General features: G+C 72.2%; 17 protein-coding genes. 5 read left to right on the top strand and 12 right to left on the bottom strand.

Translation table 11 applies throughout. From position 1 onward, the window contains the following. Positions 1–31: 31 nt before the first annotated feature. Both PGH47_RS02275 and PGH47_RS02270 read right to left on the bottom strand, forming a co-directional pair. Positions 32–1534, bottom strand: a complete 1503-nt coding sequence (locus PGH47_RS02275) for a metallophosphoesterase family protein (RefSeq protein WP_271661963.1) — start codon at positions 1532–1534, stop codon at positions 32–34. A gap of 84 nt (positions 1535–1618) precedes the next feature. Beyond that, positions 1619–2485 (bottom strand): MHYT domain-containing protein, encoded by an 867-nt coding sequence (locus PGH47_RS02270; RefSeq protein ID WP_271661962.1) that lies wholly within the window; start codon positions 2483–2485, stop codon positions 1619–1621. A 271-nt stretch (positions 2486–2756) separates the two neighbouring features. On the opposite strand from PGH47_RS02270, the gene PGH47_RS02265 reads away from it, so the two are divergent. Next, positions 2757–3680, top strand: a complete 924-nt coding sequence (locus PGH47_RS02265) for an arginase family protein (RefSeq protein ID WP_271661961.1) — start codon at positions 2757–2759, stop codon at positions 3678–3680. A 96-nt stretch (positions 3681–3776) separates the two neighbouring features. Next, positions 3777–4763, top strand: a complete 987-nt coding sequence (locus PGH47_RS02260) for an alpha/beta fold hydrolase (protein ID WP_271661960.1) — start codon at positions 3777–3779, stop codon at positions 4761–4763. Positions 4764–4775: 12 nt separating this feature from the next. Here PGH47_RS02260 and PGH47_RS02255 read toward each other — a convergent pair whose 3' ends face one another. Both PGH47_RS02255 and PGH47_RS02250 read right to left on the bottom strand, forming a co-directional pair. Further along, positions 4776–5996, bottom strand: coding sequence for an MFS transporter (locus tag PGH47_RS02255; protein ID WP_271661959.1), 1221 nt, complete (start codon positions 5994–5996; stop codon positions 4776–4778). 143 nt (positions 5997–6139) lie between these two features. After that, positions 6140–7072, bottom strand: a complete 933-nt coding sequence (locus PGH47_RS02250; RefSeq protein ID WP_271667956.1) for a LysR family transcriptional regulator — start codon at positions 7070–7072, stop codon at positions 6140–6142. Between the two features lie 71 nt (positions 7073–7143). Between PGH47_RS02250 and PGH47_RS02245 the strand changes: the two genes are divergently transcribed. Beyond that, positions 7144–8031 (top strand): SDR family NAD(P)-dependent oxidoreductase, encoded by an 888-nt coding sequence (locus tag PGH47_RS02245; RefSeq protein WP_271661958.1) that lies wholly within the window; start codon positions 7144–7146, stop codon positions 8029–8031. Positions 8032–8061: 30 nt separating this feature from the next. Here the strand turns inward: PGH47_RS02245 and PGH47_RS02240 are convergent, their stop codons facing one another. Together PGH47_RS02240 and PGH47_RS02235 are read right to left on the bottom strand one after the other, a co-directional pair. Further along, complete coding sequence (locus PGH47_RS02240; protein WP_271661957.1) at positions 8062–8817, bottom strand: dienelactone hydrolase family protein; 756 nt, start codon at positions 8815–8817, stop codon at positions 8062–8064. Positions 8818–8940: 123 nt separating this feature from the next. After that, positions 8941–9561, bottom strand: a complete 621-nt coding sequence (locus tag PGH47_RS02235; RefSeq protein ID WP_030952087.1) for an L-threonylcarbamoyladenylate synthase — start codon at positions 9559–9561, stop codon at positions 8941–8943. A 166-nt stretch (positions 9562–9727) separates the two neighbouring features. Between PGH47_RS02235 and PGH47_RS02230 the strand changes: the two genes are divergently transcribed. Then, the gene (locus tag PGH47_RS02230; protein WP_271661956.1) at positions 9728–11260 is read left to right on the top strand and encodes a helix-turn-helix domain-containing protein; all 1533 of its coding nucleotides are present in this window, start codon (positions 9728–9730) and stop codon (positions 11258–11260) included. 165 nt (positions 11261–11425) lie between these two features. On the opposite strand, the gene PGH47_RS02225 is transcribed toward PGH47_RS02230, so the two are convergent. From PGH47_RS02225 to PGH47_RS02200, 6 genes are read right to left on the bottom strand one after another with little or no spacing between them, the layout of a single operon-like run. Continuing rightward, positions 11426–12658 carry a cytochrome P450 family protein gene (locus PGH47_RS02225; RefSeq protein WP_271661955.1) on the bottom strand — a complete coding sequence of 411 codons (1233 nt, stop codon included), beginning with the start codon at positions 12656–12658 and terminating at the stop codon, positions 11426–11428. Then, complete coding sequence (locus tag PGH47_RS02220; RefSeq protein WP_125527636.1) at positions 12655–13893, bottom strand: cytochrome P450; 1239 nt, start codon at positions 13891–13893, stop codon at positions 12655–12657. Before PGH47_RS02220 ends, PGH47_RS02225 begins: the two co-directional genes overlap by 4 nt. Positions 13894–13898: 5 nt before the next feature. Beyond that, complete coding sequence (locus PGH47_RS02215) at positions 13899–14537, bottom strand: GTP-binding protein (protein WP_271661954.1); 639 nt, start codon at positions 14535–14537, stop codon at positions 13899–13901. Then, positions 14509–14871 carry a DUF742 domain-containing protein gene (locus tag PGH47_RS02210; RefSeq protein ID WP_271661953.1) on the bottom strand — a complete coding sequence of 121 codons (363 nt, stop codon included), beginning with the start codon at positions 14869–14871 and terminating at the stop codon, positions 14509–14511. The genes PGH47_RS02215 and PGH47_RS02210 overlap by 29 nt, the downstream gene beginning before the upstream one ends. Beyond that, positions 14868–15290 (bottom strand): roadblock/LC7 domain-containing protein, encoded by a 423-nt coding sequence (locus PGH47_RS02205; RefSeq protein ID WP_093744622.1) that lies wholly within the window; start codon positions 15288–15290, stop codon positions 14868–14870. The genes PGH47_RS02210 and PGH47_RS02205 overlap by 4 nt, the downstream gene beginning before the upstream one ends. Next, positions 15287–16948: an ATP-binding protein gene (locus PGH47_RS02200; RefSeq protein ID WP_271661952.1), complete on the bottom strand. Its 1662-nt coding sequence runs from the start codon at positions 16946–16948 to the stop codon at positions 15287–15289. Before PGH47_RS02200 ends, PGH47_RS02205 begins: the two co-directional genes overlap by 4 nt. Before the next feature lie 569 nt (positions 16949–17517). Between PGH47_RS02200 and PGH47_RS02195 the strand changes: the two genes are divergently transcribed. Further along, positions 17518–19272, top strand: a complete 1755-nt coding sequence (locus PGH47_RS02195; RefSeq protein ID WP_271661951.1) for a fatty acyl-AMP ligase — start codon at positions 17518–17520, stop codon at positions 19270–19272. The last annotated feature ends 135 nt before the right edge of the window (positions 19273–19407 follow it).

Genomic DNA, 19407 nt, shown 5'->3' with positions numbered 1-19407 from the left:
CCGCGACCGGCGCTGTTCCCGTCCCTCCAGGTCAGACCAGGGGGATCGTCACCTCGTCCTCCACCGGCGGGTCCAGTTCCTGCGCGCGGCTGCCGGTGGCGGCGTAGCAGCGCAGCCGCACGGTCTCCGGGGTGACGTCCAGGCGGAGGAACTGCTTGAAGAACGGCGGGCTGTACGTCGCCGAGCTCGGCGAGAACAACGACGTGTAGATCTTGCGCACCGGGAGGCGGAAGCGCGCCGCGCGATCGGGGCGGCGGCCGGCGCCCAGCAACCCGGCCACCAGACGGGTGCGCCAGGTGATGCGGGCCGTCTTCTGCTGGGCACGGGTGAGCGGCATCTCCAGGCGCTCGGCGACCACGGCCGACGCCTCGGCCTCGGTCAGGGTGAAGAAGCGGCGCAGGCGCAGCCGGCGGCCGTACAGCTTGCTGTAGAACGCCAGGGAGTCGCCGCGCAGGGGATAGCAGCGGAAGTCCTTCTCGGTGACGTTCGCGATGTCGACCCGGGGGATGGTGTGCGTGGCGTGCATGAACGCGCCGCCGCCGCCCGAGACCACGTACTGGATCGTGCGGCCGTCCACCTGCACCGGGTAGCGCTGGTAGTTGTGGATGTCGCCGCCTATCGCCGCGACGTAGCGGTGTGCCGGGTCGCGGACGATGTCGTCGACGGTGCCGCCGCCCTCGATCGCGCAGGGGTGGTGTGCGCCGTCCACGTACAGGGGCGAGCCCGTTATGAGGATCTTCGGGCGGGGGCCCTGCGACACCTCGCGCAGCCACGCGCCCTGTTCGGCGTCGAGGGTGCCGAGCAGCCCGGTGTCGATGCCGATGATCCGCACCGGCCCGGCGTCGATCGCCCAGTACGGCCCGGGCTGCACCGCCTGTTGCGCGGCACCCGACCTCAACCGGCGGGCCGCGTCGAGCCGTTGGCCGTCGCCCTTGCGCGGCTTGTGCCACAGCACCTTTTGCAGCCAGGCCTTGCTGAGCACGCGCGGCGAGGGTTCCGGGTCCAGGGGCGGGGCGTCGCCGCAGAAGACGCGCATGAAGGCGCCGAGGTCCTCGTACCAGTCGTGGTTGCCCGGTATCGCGTATATGGGCGCCTGGTAGTCCTGGTAGGGACGGAAGAACTTGGTGCCGTAGTCGTCGGCGCTGCCGACCGGATAGATCACATCGCTGGCGAGGACGGCGAACCTGGTGTCCTGACCCGTCTTCAGGAAGCCCGGCACGACGGAGTACTGAGGGTCGTCGCCCTCGCCGGTGTCGCCGATGACGAGGAACGAGAACCGGTCGGGGTCGTCGCGCCGGATCACCTTGTCGGCGGGCACCCCCGAGGCCGCCCGCTGGGCCACCCAGCGGCTGCGGGTACGGCCCGTGGGATCCCCGAACCAGGACGCCAGCACACCGTTGCGGGCGGCCCACAGCATTCTGGGGTCGAGCCAGGAGATCTTCTCGACCTCGGCGGGCATCAGCCGCTTGTACGTGCCGAGTTCGGTGGCGCCCCAGCCGGCGCCTTCGGCGGTATCGCGAGAGGAGTCAGACACCGGTGCACCGTAACAATGATCTAGAGACTGCCGAGAGGGGGGAGCGGGGACGCGGCGCGTCGGCACGCCCCCGCCCCGCCCCGGTCACCGTCGGCGGGCGTAACTCTCCCGCCTGTGACGGGAAGTCCACGTGGGCGCTTTCAACGCGGGCTCGTGATGCGGCCGTTGAGCCGGTTCGGTCCGCCGGGTCGCTTCCTCGGGAGCGCCCGCGCTGCTGTCGCCCAGGACGAGGAGCGGGTCGAACATCACGACCACACCGGCCAGGACCAGGAAGACGGTCGGCCCCAGCAGCATGGGAAGCAGCAGTGAGGTGGGCGAGTCACCGGCCCACGAGGCGCCGGTCGTGCCGTGCAGATGGACGCTGACGGCCGCCATGCCCGTGTAGTGCATCCCGGAGACCGCCACGCCCATGACGAGGCTGGCCCCGAGGCTGGTGAGGAAGCCGCGGATCGTGACGGCCGCCCACAGCGCGGCGGTCGCGGCGATGATCGCGATCAGGACCGACAGCGCCACGGTGGCCGCGTCGTACTCGACATCCGCGTCGAGGCGCAGCGCCGCCATCCCCAGATAGTGCATGGCCGCCACCCCGAGTCCCGTGACGACGCCCGCGCTGCTCAGCGCCGCCCGCCCGGCGCCCAGATAGCCGACGATGAACACACCGATGCCGACCACGACGATAGCCACGACGAGACTGAGGACGGTGAGTCCCGTGTCGTAGCGGATCCGGGTCTCCTCGACCTGGAAGCCGATCATGGCGATGAAGTGCATCGTCCAGATGCCGGAGCCGATCGCCGCGGCGCCGAGCGCCAGCCAGCCCGGCTTCCACGACTGTCCGCCCACCAGGGACCGCACGATGCAGCGCAGCCCCAACGCCCCTCCCAGGCAAGCCATCAGATAGGCCGCCACCGGGGTCACCGCACCGTAGCGGAACCCGTCAACCGTGCCTTCCATGAAGCCAACTCCCCCCAGAGCCATGGCCAGTTGTGGAGAACAAGGTGTACGGGGCAAGCGAGCCCGAAATCAAGCCTTTACCGCCGGTAGCCGTTGAACTCTGCATCAACATAGGTCGACTCCAGTCACAGAGAGGCCGGATTCGGCCAAATGGTCGCCGGGCGCGGCTCGGCCTCCCCCAGCCACGAGTGGTGTCGGTCCCGCGGATGTGGCACAGATGGAGTGGAGACGGGTGGCGGCACGCGGCAGGCATCGGCGGGAGGGCCCGGACATGGAGGAGCTCGCGATCATCGAGGCACCGTCCGTGCTGGGCCTGCGGCCGTCCGGTGTCCAGGACCTGCCTGCGGCCCTGCTGGAGGCCGGGCTCATCGCGGGTCTGCCGGCGGTACGGGCCGGCCGCGTCGAGCCACCGCCCTACGACCCTGCGCGCGACGCCGACACCGGGGTCCTCAACCCGCACGGCATCGCGGAGTACTCCGTCCGGCTGGCCGACGCCGTCGGTGACGTGCTCGACGGCGGCGGTTTCCCGGTCGTCCTCGGCGGCGACTGCACCGTCCTGCTCGGCAACCTCCTCGCCCTGCGCCGCCGCGGACGCCCCGGGCTGCTGTTCCTCGACGGGCACACCGACTTCTACCAGCCCTCGGCGGAGCCCAACGGCGAGGCGGCCTCGATGGAACTCGCCCTCGCCACGGGACGCGGCCCCCGGCTGCTCACCGACCTGGAGGAGCGCGGGCCCCTGCTGCGGGACGAGGACGTGGTGGCCTTCGGGTTCCGCGACGCGGACGAGTCCGCCGAGGCCGGCATGCAGCCCCTCCCGCCCGGCCTGCACGCCCTCGACCTGGACGAGGTGCGCGCGTCCGGTGCGGCCACCGCGGCACGCCGGGCCGTGGACCGGCTCACCGCGGGCACGAGCACCGGGTTCTGGGTGCACCTCGACGTGGACGTCCTGGACGACGCGATCATGCCCGCCGTCGACTACCGGCAGCCGGGCGGACTGGACTGGCAGGAACTGGCGAGCGTGCTCGGCACGGCCCTGGCTGCTCCCGGCGCCGTCGGACTCGACGTCACGATCTTCAATCCCCGCCTCGACCCCGACGGCACGATCGCCACCCGCCTCGCCGAGTGCCTGCGACGGGCACTGTCGGCGCGCACGAGGACCGAGAACGCGGGACATCGAGGTCGTCGGGCCCCCTGAATTTGCCGAACCGGCAACGAGGCTCGTGACGCCTCTCCCGGCCGACGCAGGATGGCAGGGCCATACGCGCCGCTCATGCGCAGCCCGGGAGGAAACATGCCGCAGCCCGCCCACGCGACGTCGAAGGACGTCACGCACCGTCTGGTCCCCGCTCCCGCCGGGAGGATCCACCTCGCGGAACAGGGAACCGGGCCGCTGGTGCTGCTCGTGCACGGCTTCCCGGAGTGCTGGTACTCCTGGCGCAACCAACTGCCGGCACTCGCGGCGGCCGGATACCGCGCGGTCGCCGTCGACGTACGCGGCTACGGCCGCTCCTCCCGGCCCGAGGCGGTGGAGTCGTACCGGATGCTGGAGCTGGTCGAGGACAACGTCGCCGTCGTGGACGCCCTCGGCGAGCGCGACGCCGTCATCGTGGGGCACGACTGGGGTGCGACGATCGCCGCCACCTCAGCGCTGCTGCGCCCCGACGTGTTCCGCGCCGTCGGGCTGCTGAGCGTCCCGTACACCCCGCCCGGCGGCCCGAAGCCGAGCGAGGTGTTCGCGGGGATGGGCGGCCCGGAGGAGTTCTACGTCTCCTACTTCCAGGAGCCCGGCCGCGCCGAGGCCGAGATCGAGCCCGACGTCCGCGGCTGGCTCGCCGGCTTCTACGCCGCCCTGTCCGCCGACACCATGCCGGGGCCCGGCGCCCCGGACCCGCACTTCGTCACGCCGGGCGGCACACTGCGCGACCGCTTCCCCGCCGACCGTCTGCCCGCCTGGCTCGACGAGTCCGACCTGGACGTCTACGCCGGGGAGTTCGAACGCACCGGCCTGACCGGTGCCCTGAACCGCTACCGGAACATGGACCGGGACTGGGCGGACCTCGCCGGCCACGGCGGTGCCCCGCTCACCCAGCCCTCGCTGTTCCTCGGCGGCGCGCTGGACCCGTCGACCACCTGGCTCGCCGACGCGATCGCGGCCTACCCCACCACCCTGCCCGGCCTCACCTCCTCGCACGTCCTCGACGGCTGCGGCCACTGGCTCCAGCAGGAACGCCCGCAGGAGACCAACCGGCTGCTGACCGAATGGCTCGACTCCCTCTAGCCGGCGAAACGCTCACGCCCCGGCGGGCACCGGCCGCTTGATCAGATACGCGGCGGACGAGGTGACCAGGACTGTCATGCAGGCGATGAACACCAGCCCCGCACCCTCCAGGCCCATCGGGCCGGTCAGCACGCCCACACCGATGACCGGGAGCGAGATGCCGCCGTACGCCACCACGAACAGCGTCGAGATGACGGCCGCACGACGGTCCGCCGGGGACGCCTGCGCCACCGCCGACAGCGCCGCCCGGAACGCCAGACCCTGACCGATCCCGCCGACGACGGCGCTCGCCACCACCAGCGCCAGCAGATCCCACAGCAGCGCTCCCGCCAGCAGCGCCAGCCCGACCAGCAGCAGACCGCAGCCCAGCGGCAACGACCGGCTCACGCCCACCCGGCCGACGGCCAGTTGCCCGGCGGTCGACGCGAAGAACGCCATCGCCACCACGAGCCCGCTCACGGCGTGGTTGCGCTCGTCCAGGGACTCCGCGAGGAAGGCCGGACTGACCGAGGTGAACACACCGAACAGCGCGAAACCCGCGAACGAGGCGGTCGCCGCAGGCCCGAACACCGGCCGCACCTGAGGAGGCAGACTCGGTTTCTGCGGCCGTACCGTCCCGAGCCGCCGCCGCTCCCGGACGGTCTCCGGCAGCCACAGCACGACCACCGCCGAGCAGGCCACCAGGGCGAGATGCACGGCGAACGGCAGATACAGCGGCCACGGGGCGTACTGCGCCAGCACCCCCGCGAGCAGCGGACCGCAGCCCAGCCCGCCCATGTTGGCCGCGGTCGCGACCAGCGTGGCACGGGCGGCGCCGTCGCGCGGGGCCAGCTCCATGACGTACGCCGTGGCGGCCCCGGTGAGCAGACCGGCGGACAGACCCGACAGCAGCCGCCCCGCGTACAGCCAGCCCAGCGAGGTGGCCAGCAGGAAACAGACGGCACTCACCGCCGCGCAGCCCAGAGCCGCGAGGATCACCGGACGCCGGCCGACCGCGTCGGAGGCGTTGCCCGCGAGCAGCAGTACGCCGATGACCGCGAAGGCATAGACGGCGTACACGAGGGTGACCGTCAGCTCGGAGAACCCGAACTTGTCCTGGTAGTGGCCGTAGAGGGGAGTCGGCAGCGTGGTCCCCGCCATGCCCACCGCGAACACCGCCCCGCCGAGCAGACACGCCAACCACGTCCGTCGCACACCGAGGTCCGTGCCCCTGACACCGTCCTGTACCGGCATGGTCAGACGTCGCACTCGTCGGGCAGGTTCGCCATCGAGGTCATCCGGGTTTCTCCCCACGGTCCGGTCGTGCGGGCGGGCGATGCGGGCACCGCTCCAGCTTGCGCCCGCCGCACCGGCACCGCACGTGTTCACCCCGCCGTTCAGGGGGCTTCGGCGGGGGCGTCCGCGTCGAGCGCGGCCGCGCGCAGAGCGGCCGCCACGCGGGCGACCGGCTCGGACGGCGGCCGGGGGAGGCGGGCCAGGACCAGGCGCCGCTGCTCCTGGGGGCCGCCCCGTACCGGGAGTACGCGGACGCCGGGCGGCGCGGCGGAGGCAAGCACGGCGGGTACGGTCGTCAGCCCGCAACCGGCGGCCACGAGCTGAAGCTTGGCCAGCCAGTCACGGGCCGTGTGGGCGATCTCCGGACGCTCGTCCAGACCCGGCCACACCCCCATCGGACGGTCCTCGCCGGAGGGGGAACCGGCGATCCAGCGCTGCCCGCGCAGGTCGGCCACATCGACGAAGTCGCCGCGCGCGAGCGGGTGCGCGGCGGGCACCGCCAGACGCAGGGGACGTTCGCTGAGTGTCCGCAGCGCGAGCGGGGGCGACTCCGTGTCCGGGGCGCGGAACGGCGGCGCCGACCCGAGCAGCGCCAGATCGAGGCTGCCGGCCCGCAGCGCCCGTACCAGCGCCGGAGTGCCGCCCTCGCGGCCCACGACCTCCAGGCCGGGGTGAGTGCGGCGCAGGGCGGCCAGTGCTCTGGGCACCAGCGCGGCGCCCGCACTGGGGAACCAGCCCAGCCGCACGGTCGCGGCCTGGTCGGGCAGCCCGGACAGCTCGCGGGCGGTCGCCTCGATCTCGTCGAGCACGGCCGTCGCCCGGCGCATGACGATCCGGCCCGCCGCCGTCAACCGCACCCCGTCGCGTCGCCGCTCCAGCAACTCCGCGCCCGCGGCCCGCTCGATCGCGGCGATCTGCCGGGACACCGCCGACTGGGTGTATCCGAGCGAACCGGCGGCCGCCGTGAAGGTCCCCTGCTCCGCCACCGCCCGGAACACACGCAGCGCGGTCAGCGACACCTCGGTGAAGTCCATGACGTTCACGCATACCACGCGTGCTCAACTCTCGTTGGACTCATGGACCAGGCGTTCCTAGCGTGGCAGGCATGAACGCTTCACGCATCGCCCTCGTCACCGGCGCCAACCAGGGACTCGGACGCGCTCTCGTCGAAGGACTCGCGGCCCGCATGAGCCCGGACGACCTGGTCCTGCTCACCGGTCGCAGCCCGCGGCGCGTGACCGAGGCCGTCCACGAGGTCACCCGGCTGCCCGGCACGCGCGCCCGCGTCGAGGGCCGGGTCCTGGACGTCACCGACACCGACGCCATCGCCCGCCTCGCCGAGGACCTCCGGGCCCGGCACGGCGGGGTCGACGTCGTCGTCTCCAACGCGGTCGCCCGTCTGCTGCCCGAGGAGTCACAGGCGCAGCGCGCCGACGAGTTCATCGACGTCTCCAACACCGCCACGCACGCCGTACTGCGCTCCTTCGGCCCGGTACTGCGCCCCGGCGCCCGGCTGATCGTCGTGGCCAGCACTCTGGGCACGCTCGGCCACCTCGACCCACGGCTGCACCACCTGTTCGACGGCGCGAGCCTCGACCAGGTCGAGTACGCCGTCGAGTCCTGGCGCGGCGCCGTCCACCGCGGCACCGCCACCGAGGCGGGTTGGCCCCTCTGGCTGAACGTGCCCTCGAAGGTCGCCCAGGTCGCCGCCGTCCGCGCGGTGGCCGCCGAGCGCCGCGACCACGACCTGGCCACCGGCACCCTGATCGCCGCCGTCTGCCCCGGCATGGTCGACACCGCCACCTCACGCCCGTGGTTCAGCGACTTCGGCCATGCCCGCTCCCCGTCCGACGCCGCCCGCCCGGTGCTCGACCTGATTTTCGGTGAACCCGTCGACCCTTCCCGCTACGGCGAGTTGGTCCGCTTCGGCAAGCCCCTCGACTGGTACGACGGCACACCGCCGGTGGAACAGGACCGGCTGCTGACGCCCTGAACGCGTACTCCGGGCGCCCGTCCGGGTCCCTCAGAACGTCCGCTTCAGCAGATCCAGCAGTGCCGCCCAGTGCCGCTCGTCGCCCTCGCGGTCGTACGCGGAGGTGTCGGACTGCGTGTACCCGTGCCCGGCGCCCGGGTAGACCTCGCAGCGGTGCCGTACGCCGGCCTTCGTGAGCGCGTCCTCCAGGCGCTCGATCTGCTCGGTGGGCAGGGACGGGTCCTGGTCCGCGTGGCCGAAGTACAGCTCGGCGGTGATGTGTTCGGCCACCAGGTGCGGGCTGTCCGGGGCCTCCGTCGCAAGGCGCCCGCCGTGGAAGCCGGCCGCAGCCGCGACCCGGTCCGGATAGGTACCGGCCGTGAGGAGCGTCAGCCGGGCGCCCATGCAGTAGCCGGTCAGCGCGACCGGACCGTCGGCCGCCGCCGGGCAGTCGGCCAGCCAGCGCAGATACGCGCCGGCGTCCCGCATCGCCGCCTCGGGCGTCAGCTGCTGCATGACCGGCATGATGTTCTGGAAGATCTCCGGCCGCGCCGCCGGATCGATGAACTCGGGCAGATCGAAGAGCGGGGCGCGCCCGGCCCGGTAGAACACGTTCGGCACGAGCACCGTGTACCCGGCCGCGGCGAGCCGGTCCGCCATCTGCTCGAGTCGCGGCCGCAGACCGAAGGCGTCCATGTAGAGCAGGACCGCAGGACGCGTCCCGCCGTCGGCGGGGTGGGACAGATACGCGTCGGCGATGCCGTCCTCGGTGGGGATGTCGACGGCGGTTCCCTGTACGGAGGTCATGGGGGGTTGCCTCTCTGCGCAGTCCACGGCGAACGGGTCGCCGACCCGGTGGAGCCGGGCCGCGCACATGGTTTCATGCACCATCCAACGGCCCGAGGCGCCCCCTCCCGCTTGGCGACGGCTTTACTCGAACCGGGAGACGTCACCCGCTCCCACGCGCACGATCTCCGCCTCGCCACCCGAGAAGTCGATCACCGTGGTCGGCTCGGTGCCGCACTCCCCGGAGTCGACGACCGCGTCCAGCACATGGTCGAGCCGGTCCTTGATCTCCCAGCCCTGGGTCATCGGCTCCTCCTCGTCCGGCAGCAGCAGCGTGCTGGACAGCAGCGGCTCGCCCAGCTCGCTGAGCAGTGCCTGCGTCACCACGTGGTCGGGGATGCGCACGCCCACCGTCTTCTTCTTCGGGTGCTGGAGCATGCGCGGCACCTCCCTCGTCGCGGGCAGGATGAACGTGTAGCTGCCGGGAGTCGACGCCTTGATCGCGCGGAACACGTCGTTGTCGATCCGCACGAACTGGCCGAGCTGTGCGAAGTCCTGGCACACGAGGGTGAAGTGGTGCCGGTCGTCCAGCCGACGGATCGTGCGGATCCGGTCGATGCCGTCTCGGCTGCCCAGCCGGCAGCCCAGCGCATAGCAGGAGTCCGTCGGATACGCGATGAGCGCACCCGAACGGACGCTGTCCGCGACCTGGGCGATGGTGCGCGGCTGAGGGTTGTCGGGGTGCACATCGAAGTACTTCGCCATTCACCGAGCCTATGCCCTGCACGCCCCCACGGCCGCGCAGGCCCGGTCGGCCATGCGACGTCCGGACGTTCGAGTCGGTGTCCGGGCCCCCCACGTTCACGGATGTGTGAGGTAACGTCCCCGACCGGTACGTCGTGGATGAAGTGCAGGACGAGGTGAAGGCCGAGTGGCTGGCAGAGAGGACGGGAACCGTCGGGCGGGGACGGGGAGCGCCGACGGGTCGGCGTGGGCGCGGGAGTTGCTGGAGCATCTGCGGCCCCATGGACGGGACGTCCGCCGGGTGGTGACCTGGCTCGCCGGTGCCGTGCAGGGCATCGCCTCGCTCCAGGACGACACCGGCAGGCTCCTCGCGGGAACGCGGCCGCCCCTGGACGAGGACCTCGTCGATGCCGTCGCCGCCGGCCGGATCGCCTCGGCCGCCTGGGAGGGGCAGGGCCGTCATCTGCGGCTGGTGCGGGTCACGTACCCCGATCCCTCGGCGGCGGGCGTTCTCGCCGTTTCGCGGGAGACGCCCTTCGACCGGCGGACCTCCGACATCGTCACGCACACCGTCCAGGTCATCGAACTTCTCCTCCAGGCGGACGAGACCACCGCGGCCGGGCTCCGGCTCGAACGGGCCACGTCCGATCTGCGGCTGGCGATCCTGCAACTGCTGATGGTCGAGGACACCGTCTCCGCGCGCCGCGTCGCCGCGGGGCTGTGGCCCGGACTGCTCGACACCGACACCGCCTGCGTCCACGTCGTGGAAGGCACCGTCGAGGAACGCGACCTGGTCGCCGAGGAGTGCATCGACGTGACGGGCGAGCGGGCGCTCGTCGTGCTCTGCCCGGCGGTGGACGAGCATGTGATCGTCGTGACGCCCGGCGAGTCGGAGGCCCGCGACCTGCGGTCACTGATCGGCGGGCGCCCCCGCACCTTCATCGGCGGCAGCGCCCGGCAGAGCCTGGCCAGGACCGCCACCGCGTACGGGCAGGCCGTCAGCGCCCTCGCGGTGGCCCACTTCCGCCCCGACAAGGCGGCCGTCTACGCCGAACGCACCCACCCAGAGCGCCTCATCGACCCGGTGGCCCTGCGCGAGTGGACCGACCGGCTGCTGCGCCCGCTCGACACCCTGCCCCACCACACCCGCGCCGAACTGCTCGCCACCACCCGGCTCGGCCTGGAGTTCACCGCCGTCAACGCCGCCAAGGTCCTCGGCGTCAGCCGCAACACCGTCCGCGCCCGCATGGAACGCGTGGAGACCCTGCTGCGCACCGACTTCGGCAACCTCACGGCCCGAGCCGTCGTCCACCTCGCGCTCAACATCCAGGTCAGCCTGGCGGACACGCAGGCCGGCACCGACAGCCCGGACGACGCCCCCGTCTCGCTGTGCGACCTGCTGTCCGGGCCCGCCATGCGCACCTGGGCACAGGACCTGCTCGCGCACCTCGACCAGGACAGCCGGGACCTGCGCCGCACCCTGCGGACCTGGATCGCCGAGGGCGCCAACGCCGAACGGACGGCGCAGACCCTCGGCGTCCACGCCCAGACCGTCCGCGAGCACGTCCGCAGCGCGGAACCCGTACTCGAACGCCAGCTGCTGGCCGGCGGCAGCGACCTGTACGAGGTCGTGCTCGCCCATCTCGCGCTGGACGACCTGGATCAGCCCGCCCTGCACGGGGCGAAAACGGGCCTTCCGGACTCACTTGTGCACGGGTGAGTGCCACGGGCTCCGCAGTGGGCACCGACGCGATACCCAATGTCTCCGTCGCAGACGTAAGTTCGACTCTCCGCGGGGACACGACCGGAACGGGGGACCGGTCGCGTCCCCGCGCCCTGAAGCGGCCGTCCACACATCAAGGCAGTCATCCGCGCATCGGGCCCGTCAGCCGCGCAGCAGCACCGGGATCTCCTGCCAGCCGAACGCGATGAACGACGGCACCTGACGCAGCTCCTCCTCGCGCACGGCCAGCCGCAGGTGGGGGAAGCGCTCGAAGAGGGCGGGCAGCGCCGTCAGGGCCTCGACACGGGCCAGCGGCGCCCCGATGCACCGGTGCACACCGATCCCGAACGCCAGGTGGTCGTCGGCGCCGCGCGAGGCGTCGAAGGAGTCCGCGTCCGGGCCGTAGTGCGCGGGATCCACCCCCGCGGCCGCGTACGTCGTGATGATGGCGTCCCCGGCCGCGACCGTCACGTCCCCGACCTCGATGTCGCTGACGGCGAACCGCAGCGGCAGCGAGGCGATCGACGGGTGCACCCGCAGCGTCTCGTCGATCACCGCGTCCCAGCCGATCTTGCCGGACCGTACGTCCGCCAGCTGCTCGGGATGGGTCAGCAGGGCCACGACCGCGTTGCCGATGAGATTGACCGTCGTCTCGAACCCGGCGCCGATCACCAGCAGCAGCGTGTACAGCAGCTCCTCGTCGCTGAGCCGGTCGCCGTCCTCGTCGCGCACCCGGATCAGCTCGGTCGTCAGATCGTCCCCGGGGTGCTCGCTGCGGTGGGCGATGAGCGCGGGCAGCACCGTGCCGATCTGCTCCTGCACGAACGCGGCGTGCTCCGGACTCGGGTCGGAGGTGTCCATGATCGCCGCGATGAGGGTGCCGGTCGCCTCCTGCAACTCGTCCGGGACACCGAACAGTTCGCAGATCATCCGCATCGGCAGGGGATGCGCGAACCCGGCCTTGAGATCGACCTCCGCGTCACCCTTGTCGAGCACGTCGAGCAGTTCCCCGGTGATCGCCTCCACGCGCGGACGCATCACCTCCGTGCGCCGCTGGGTGAAGCTCGGCGCGACCAGTTTGCGCAGCCGCGCATGGTCGGTGCCGTACGTCGAGAGCATGTTGACCACGCCGACCCAGCCCAGGATCCAGCCCCAGGAGGGGTGTTCGGCCATCTCGGGCCACAGCCGCCAGTGCTGCCTGGCGTCCTTGCTGACCCGGGGGTCGAGGACGAGTTCCTTGAGGGTGTCGTAGCCCGTGGGCGCCCACACGGGGATGCCGCCCGGCAGGTCCACGGGCACGATCGGGCCGAGGGCGCGCAGCCGGGCGCTCTCGCCGGGGATGTCGGCGCCGAACGGGTCGAGGGCGAAGCGGTCGGTGCGGTCGGACACGGTCACGAAGGGACTCCTGGCTGGTCGGGGGAGCGAGGGCTGAACCGGACGGGCAACGAGGTCAGCGAGCGATGGAACGGGCCGGGTCGCCAGGTCAGCCGCTCCCGGGGCACCACCGGCTCCATGTCGGGCAGCCACTGGGTGAGCCGCTCGATCGCCTCGGTGGCGATGAGCAGCGTGTGCTGCCGCACCGGGCACGCGTGCGGGCCCGCCGACCACGACAGATGCGAGGCGTCCCGGGGATGACGGTCACCGGTGACCTCCCGCTCGGCGAAGTGCGCGAGCGCCCCGTAGGAGACGACGACCGGAACCGCGGCCCTGATCCAGGTGCCGTGGAAGGACACCGGGCCGCGCGCGTAGTGGATGCCGTAGTTGGCGAGCGGGGTCTCGTGGTGCAGCACCTCCACCACCGCGTCCGTCACCGGGCGGGCCCCGCTGGTGAGGGTGGAGTAGTACTGCGCGTTGCCGAGGATGCGGGACAGCGCGTTCGACACCAGGTTGGCCGTCGGCTCGTGCCCGGCGCCCAGGGTCAGGAACACCTGCCAGGTGACCTCCTCCGCCGTGAGCCCCGCGGGGTGGTCGAGGAGCCGGCTCGGCAGGTCGTCGCCCCGTTCCTCGGACTTGGCCGCGATCAGCTCCAGGACGTAGCCGCCGAACTCCGCCTCGCCCTCGGCCGATTCGGCGCCGCCCTCCATCATCTTGCCCAGCGCCACGTCGAGCCGGTCGCTCTGGCTGTCCGGCAGCCCGAAGAGACTGTTGAACACCAGCGCCATCAGCGGCCGGGCGAACTCGCCCACCAGATCGGCCCTGCCCTTCGGCCCGAACCGGCCGACCAGCACCCGCACCGCACGGTGCACCCGGGCCCGCAGATCGTGCGGCTCGATCCGGTCGAAGGTGTCGATCAGCGAGCTGCGGTACCGGACATGGGCGGCCCCGTCGGCGAACAGGGTGTTGGGCCGCCAGCGCATCATCCCGAGCACCGGCGAGTCGTCGGCGACCGTGGCCTCCCACGGCCGTGGGTCGTGCGAGAACGTCTCCGTGTCGTGCAGCAGATCCAGCGCCGCCCGCCGGTCGGTGACGACATAGGCCGGCACACCCGGCGCCAACTCCGCCCAGCCGACCGGGCCCTGGGCGCGCAGGGCGTCGTAGTAGGGATACGGATCCAGTGCGAAGCCGTCCTCCCACAGCCGCACGGGCGCCGAGCGGGCGAAGGTCTGCCGGTCGGGGGAGTGGGTGGTCATCCGGGTCACCGGTCCTCAGGGGCGTGACGTTCGATCAGGTGCTGGACCAGCGCGAGCAGCGCGTCGACGGACGAGTCGGCGTCACGCGCGTCGCACGTCACCATCGGTGTGCCCGCCGCCAGGTCCAGGGCGGCGCGCAGCTGTTCCTCGGTGTGGTGCCGGGGCGCGTCCGGGAAGGCGTTGAAGGCGACCGCGTACGGCAGCCCCGACTCCTCCACCAGCCCCAGCACGTCGAACGACGCGTCGATACGGCGGCTGTCGACCAGGACGAGCGCCCCCAGCGCGCCGTAGGCGATGTCGTCCCACAGCGCCCGGAACCGCTCCTGCCCGGGTGTGCCGAACAGATACAGCACGACTCCGCCGGGCAGGCTGATCCGGCCGAAGTCGACGGCGACCGTGGTCGTCGCCTTGTCCCGCACGCCGGCGAGATCGTCCAGCGGCGCGGACGCCTCGCTGATCGGTTCCTCGGTGTGCAGCGGCCGGATCTCGGAGACGGAACCGATCAGGGTCGTCTTGCCCACCCCGAACGGTCCGGCGACCAGGATCTTGACCAGGTCACGGGCGGTGTCGGGCAGGTGGACGTCCCCGGAGTCACGAGGGACATCGCCGGTGCGGCTAGGTGTGCTTGAGGGCGCGAAGGCCATCGGCCACTCTTTTCAGCAGATCGGGGTCGAAGCGCTCGGCGGGCGGGATCGGCGCGCGGGACGACGCCAGCTCCCGGTCGATGAGCTCGCCCGCGAGAACGCGTACGGCGGACACGGGCAGCCGCAGCAGCGCCGCCGCCTCCACCACCGTGAGCGAACCGTCGTCCAGGGCGTCCAGCAGGGCGAGTTGCGCCGCGGGCAGACCGGCGGGCGTGACCGTGCGGGTGCTGCTGAGCACCGAAAGCCGCTCCAGATGGGGGCGGCTCGACCGGGCCACGCCGCCGGTCGACAGATACGCGGGAACCAGGGGGCGGCCGCCACGGCGGCCGGTCATGCCGACGCGCCGCCGTCGGCACCTCGGGGCGCGGCCGCCATCGCCTTCTCGCCCAGTCGTGCCACCTGCGAGTGGACCCGGTGCGCGAGCATGTCCAGGCGCACCTCCCCGTCCCCGTACGCGGCGACACAGGAGCCGTGGTCCGTCGGCACGATCAGCACATAGCCGTGGTCGGACTCGATCACGACCTGTCGCACCTCGGCCCGCTCCCGGTCGGCGAACGCGGCGGCCGCCGTACGGCACGCGCCCTGCACGGTGCTGGTGATCGCGGCGACCCGCTCGGCCGACGGCTGGGTGAGCGCGTCGGTGTACCCGGTCACCAGGCCGTCCCGCGTGAGCAGCACGGCCGCCACCACATGCGGCACCTCCAGGATCGGTTCGAGCACCCAGGCCGTGTCCCCCGCTTCGCGGCTGGTCATCGAGCCGTTCCCCCTTCATGATCGTGATCGTGGTCGGTCTGGTCGGTGTCGTGCGCGACGGTTTCGTCCGGCGGACGCTCGGCTCGCGCGCGCTCCCGTGCACCGCTCTCCGGCACGGAGGCGTTCGGTTCGTCTGTGCCGGCGTCGTCGCCGGTCGGCTCGCCGGACGCCTTCCGGGCCGCCGCGGTGCCGGCCTGGAGCGCGCCCAGCGCGGCGGCGGCCTGTTCGGGACGGCGCTCGGCGGGTGTCGGCGCCGGCGTGTCGTCGGACGCCGGGGTCGTACGGGTACGGCGGCGTCGGCGCTGCGGGAGAGCACCGGTGTCCCGGGGACCGTGATGGCCGGAGACGGCGTCGGTGGCGTCGTCGTGCTCGGCGCCGTAGCCGTGAGTGTCGGCCGAGCGCTCGGTGGCCGCCGCCCGGGAGGGCGCGGTGGGCGAGGCGGTGGCCGGCTCCGGCCGGGAGTCCCGGGCCGCCTCGGCGGTGGACGTGGAGGACGCGGTCGACGCCGCTTGTCGCGTGTCGCGGGCCTTCTCCTGCTGCGGCACCCGGGGCTCTCCGGTTCCGGGCTTCTCCTCCCGGGCGGTCGGCCGCGTGGAGCGCGGTGCGCTGGCCGCGGGCGGGCGCTCCTCGGAGTCGATGTCGCTGAGCAGGTGACTGTCGACCAGCAGTACGGCCCGCACACCGCCGTACGGCGACGGCGAGGACAGGTCGACGCTCAGGTCGAACTGCCGGGTCAGCTGCCCGATCGCGGCGAGCCCCATGCGCGGCGGATCGCCCAGTTCGGTGAGGAGGATCGGATCGGATCCGGCCACCAGCCGCTGTGCGCGGGCCCGTTCGTCCTGCGTCATGCCGAGGCCCGCGTCGTCCACGGTGACGCAGACGCCGTGATGGACGTGCTCCAGGTTGACCACGACGTCGGTGTCCGGCGCGGAGTGCCGCAGGGCGTTGTCGAGGAGTTCGGCGACGATGATCGCGACCGGCTCCACCGCGTGGGACACGAGCCCGGTGCCCGCGGCGAGGTGGTTGTGGATCCGGATCCGGTGGTAGCCCGCGAGCCGGGCCTGACCGCCGGTCACCGCGTCCACCAGATGCGACTCCTCGCGGGCGAGCCCGACCCAGGCCCCGCACACCACGGCGGCGACCTGCGCGCGCCGCAGCGACTGCTCGTTCTCGTGGTCGAGTTGGAACAGGGTCTGAGTCAACTCGGGGTCGTCGTACTTCTGCTGAAGTCCGCGGAGCGCGTCCTGGAGCCGGTACAGGGCTGCCTGGATCTCGCGGGTCGCCCCGCGCATACCGGCCTGGGCCGCGGCGTCGATCCGCGTGCGCTGTGCGGCCAGTTCCACACGAAGGCCGTTCAACACGTGCTCGAGCGCGGGTCCCAGTGGTGATTCCGCGGTCTGCGGGTGCAGCGGGCCCGGAACGGGGACGTGGAGATGCGTGAGCTGCTGGGCGGCGGCCGGGACCCGCCGGGTCGCCAGATGCTCGATCTCGGCGGTGAACGCCTTGACAGCGCCGTCGAGTTGGCGGCGCAGCGCGTCGATCTCGGCACGCTGGCGCGCCTGTTGTCGCTGTGCGCGCAGCAGCCCGCCGCCCAAGGCGAGAGCGGACAGCATGCCGACGGCGAGACCGCCGGTCGCCAGGTCCGGGAATTCGATCATCGAATGCGTTCCAGAGGTCGGTTCGGGGCAGTCGGGCAGGGCGTGGTCCGAGCGCCGTCGGGCGAGCCGCTCGCAGCACAGTACACACCGTCATCGACTGATCTCGCACGGTCGACGGGTACTTCGCTTCGAAAGTGAAGGGACTCTGCTCACTTCTGCGCGGACTGTCTGAATTGCCTTACGGTAGGCCCGAGTTGACTTGGATCAACGTGTTGGCGGGTGCTCGTCGTGGTTGCCGGGGAGCTGAGAGCGTCGGGGCTCTCGTGCGTATGGAAGTCGTGAAGCGCCCGGAAAGGGGACCCCCGCTGCGCCGACCCGGTTTGGACACGTAGGGTTTACATGCGTTCGACTTGCCGAACAGAGCGAGTTGCTATGGTGCTACTCACCGGTAGCAAGCCGGACGGGGGGATGTCAGGGGTCGGCACGTCGGTGCCGCGACCCCTCGGCGGGTCGTCGAGACGGAGGGTCGGCAAGGGGGCCGGACCGACCGGGACGTCCGCACCCTTCCCGCACCTGGCCCTCGAACTCCAGTTCGTCGCCCATCGATGCAGACAGGTGAGACTCGCAACATGGTTCGATCCCTGGTCGATCTGCTGTCCCAGCACGCCGCCCACCACCCCGACCGAACCGCCTACCGCTACCTCGCGACCGGCGATCACGACGGCGAGATCCAGGAGATCTCCTACGGCCGTCTCGCCGAACGGTCCCGGGCCGTGGCCGCCTGGCTCCAGGAGCGCGGCCTGGCCGGCACCCGCGCGATGCTGCTCTACCCGCCCGGCCTCGACTTCATCTGCGGCTACCTCGGCTGCCTCTCCGCCGGAGTCGTCGCCGTGCCGGGGGTCCCGCCGCAGGGGCGTGCGCAGAACCACCGTGCCCTGACCCGGATGAAGCGGCTCATCGCCGACGCCGACGCCAAGGTGATCCTCGGCGGCCGCGAGGTGATCACCGCCCTCTCCGGTCTCGCGGAGCACCTGCCCGAGCTGGCCGACATCACCTGCGTGGCCACCGAGGACATCCCCGACGCGATGGCCGGCTCGTGGCGCGAGCCCGAACTCGACGCCGACTCCGTCGCGTTCCTCCAGTACACCTCCGGCTCCACCTCCGCCCCGCGCGGCGTGATGGTCACCCACGGGAACCTGCTGGACAACGAGCGGGTCATCACCGAGCGCATGGGCCACACACCGGACGTCATCGCGGAGCGCGGCCACGAGATGTTCGTCAGCTGGCTGCCGGTGTACCACGACATGGGCCTCATAGGGCCGGTCCTCAACACCGTGTACCTCGGCGTGACCGCCACCCTCTTCTCGCCGCTGCACTTCCTCCAGCGGCCCGAGCGATGGCTCACCGCGATCAGCCACTACCGCCCGCACACCAGCGGCGGCCCCAACTTCGCGTACGAACTCTGCCTCAAGCACGCCACGCCCGCGCTCCTCGACGGACTCGACCTCAGCAGCTGGAAGGTGGCCTTCAACGGCGCCGAACCGGTGCGCGCCGCCACCCTGCGGCGCTTCACCGACACCTTCGCGACGGCCGGGTTCCGCCGGGAGTCGCTCTACCCCTGCTACGGCCTCGCCGAAGCCACCCTGATGGTCACCGGCAGCACCGTCCACACCCCGCCCACCCTGCTCCAGGCCCCCGAAACCGGCCCGCACGCAGGCCAGTCCGACGCCGCGGCCGTCAGCTGCGGCCGACCGGGGCCCGAGGTCACCGTCGCCATCGCCGACCCCGAACGGCACGAGGAACTGCCCGAGGGCCGGACCGGCGAGATCTGGGTACGCAGCGCGAGCGTGGCCAAGGGCTACTGGCGCAACGCGCTCGCCACCCGCGAGACCTTCCGCGCCACCCTGGCCGGCCACGACGGCCGCTTCCTGCGCACCGGCGATCTCGGATTCCTGCGCGACGGCGAGCTGTTCGTCACCGGCCGCCTCAAGGACCTCATCGTCATCGACGGTCGCAACCACTACCCGCAGGACCTGGAACTGACCGCGGAGATGGCCCACCCGGCCCTGCGTCCCGGCTGCACCGCGGCGTTCTCCGTCGACGGGAACGACGGCGGTGATTCTGGCAGCGGCGAATCGGGCTCCGGCGAACAGGCCGTCGTCATCGCCGAGATCGCCCCGGACTCGGCCGCCGAGGCGGAGAAGATCATCGACGTCGTCCGCAGCGGCATCGGTGAGGCCCACGGCCTGTCCGTGCGCGATGTCGTCCTGGTCCAGCCGGGCACCATCCCCAAGACCTCCAGCGGCAAGATCCAGCGCCGCGCCTCCCGGGCGGCCTACCTGGGGGGCACACTCGCCGTGATCCCGGAGCCCGCGGTGAGCTGAGACATGCCGATCGCCGTGACCCGGTACCCGCCGTCCGCAGTGACCCGGCACCGGCCACCTGCCGCGACCCGGCACCGGCCACCCGCCGCGACCGGGCACCGACCGGCCGCCATGACCCGGCACCGACCGTCCGCC

This window comes from Streptomyces sp. HUAS 31 (assembly GCF_028198125.1).
Taxonomy (GTDB): Bacteria; Actinomycetota; Actinomycetes; order Streptomycetales; family Streptomycetaceae; genus Streptomyces; species Streptomyces chartreusis.
The sequence above is the reverse complement of the archived record's forward strand: the minus strand, read 5'-3'. Positions and strand labels throughout refer to the sequence as shown.

Coding starts and splice junctions, on each gene's coding strand:
- PGH47_RS02270 (WP_271661962.1), bottom strand. CDS start 2,485: ATGGAAGGCACGGTTGACGGGTTCCGCTACGGTGCGGTGACCCCGGTG.
- PGH47_RS02265 (WP_271661961.1), top strand. CDS start 2,757: ATGGAGGAGCTCGCGATCATCGAGGCACCGTCCGTGCTGGGCCTGCGG.
- PGH47_RS02260 (WP_271661960.1), top strand. CDS start 3,777: ATGCCGCAGCCCGCCCACGCGACGTCGAAGGACGTCACGCACCGTCTG.
- PGH47_RS02255 (WP_271661959.1), bottom strand. CDS start 5,996: ATGCCGGTACAGGACGGTGTCAGGGGCACGGACCTCGGTGTGCGACGG.
- PGH47_RS02250 (WP_271667956.1), bottom strand. CDS start 7,072: ATGGACTTCACCGAGGTGTCGCTGACCGCGCTGCGTGTGTTCCGGGCG.
- PGH47_RS02245 (WP_271661958.1), top strand. CDS start 7,144: ATGAACGCTTCACGCATCGCCCTCGTCACCGGCGCCAACCAGGGACTC.
- PGH47_RS02240 (WP_271661957.1), bottom strand. CDS start 8,817: ATGACCTCCGTACAGGGAACCGCCGTCGACATCCCCACCGAGGACGGC.
- PGH47_RS02235 (WP_030952087.1), bottom strand. CDS start 9,561: ATGGCGAAGTACTTCGATGTGCACCCCGACAACCCTCAGCCGCGCACC.
- PGH47_RS02220 (WP_125527636.1), bottom strand. CDS start 13,893: ATGACCACCCACTCCCCCGACCGGCAGACCTTCGCCCGCTCGGCGCCC.
- PGH47_RS02215 (WP_271661954.1), bottom strand. CDS start 14,537: ATGGCCTTCGCGCCCTCAAGCACACCTAGCCGCACCGGCGATGTCCCT.
- PGH47_RS02210 (WP_271661953.1), bottom strand. CDS start 14,871: ATGACCGGCCGCCGTGGCGGCCGCCCCCTGGTTCCCGCGTATCTGTCG.
- PGH47_RS02205 (WP_093744622.1), bottom strand. CDS start 15,290: ATGACCAGCCGCGAAGCGGGGGACACGGCCTGGGTGCTCGAACCGATC.
- PGH47_RS02200 (WP_271661952.1), bottom strand. CDS start 16,948: ATGATCGAATTCCCGGACCTGGCGACCGGCGGTCTCGCCGTCGGCATG.
- PGH47_RS02195 (WP_271661951.1), top strand. CDS start 17,518: ATGGTTCGATCCCTGGTCGATCTGCTGTCCCAGCACGCCGCCCACCAC.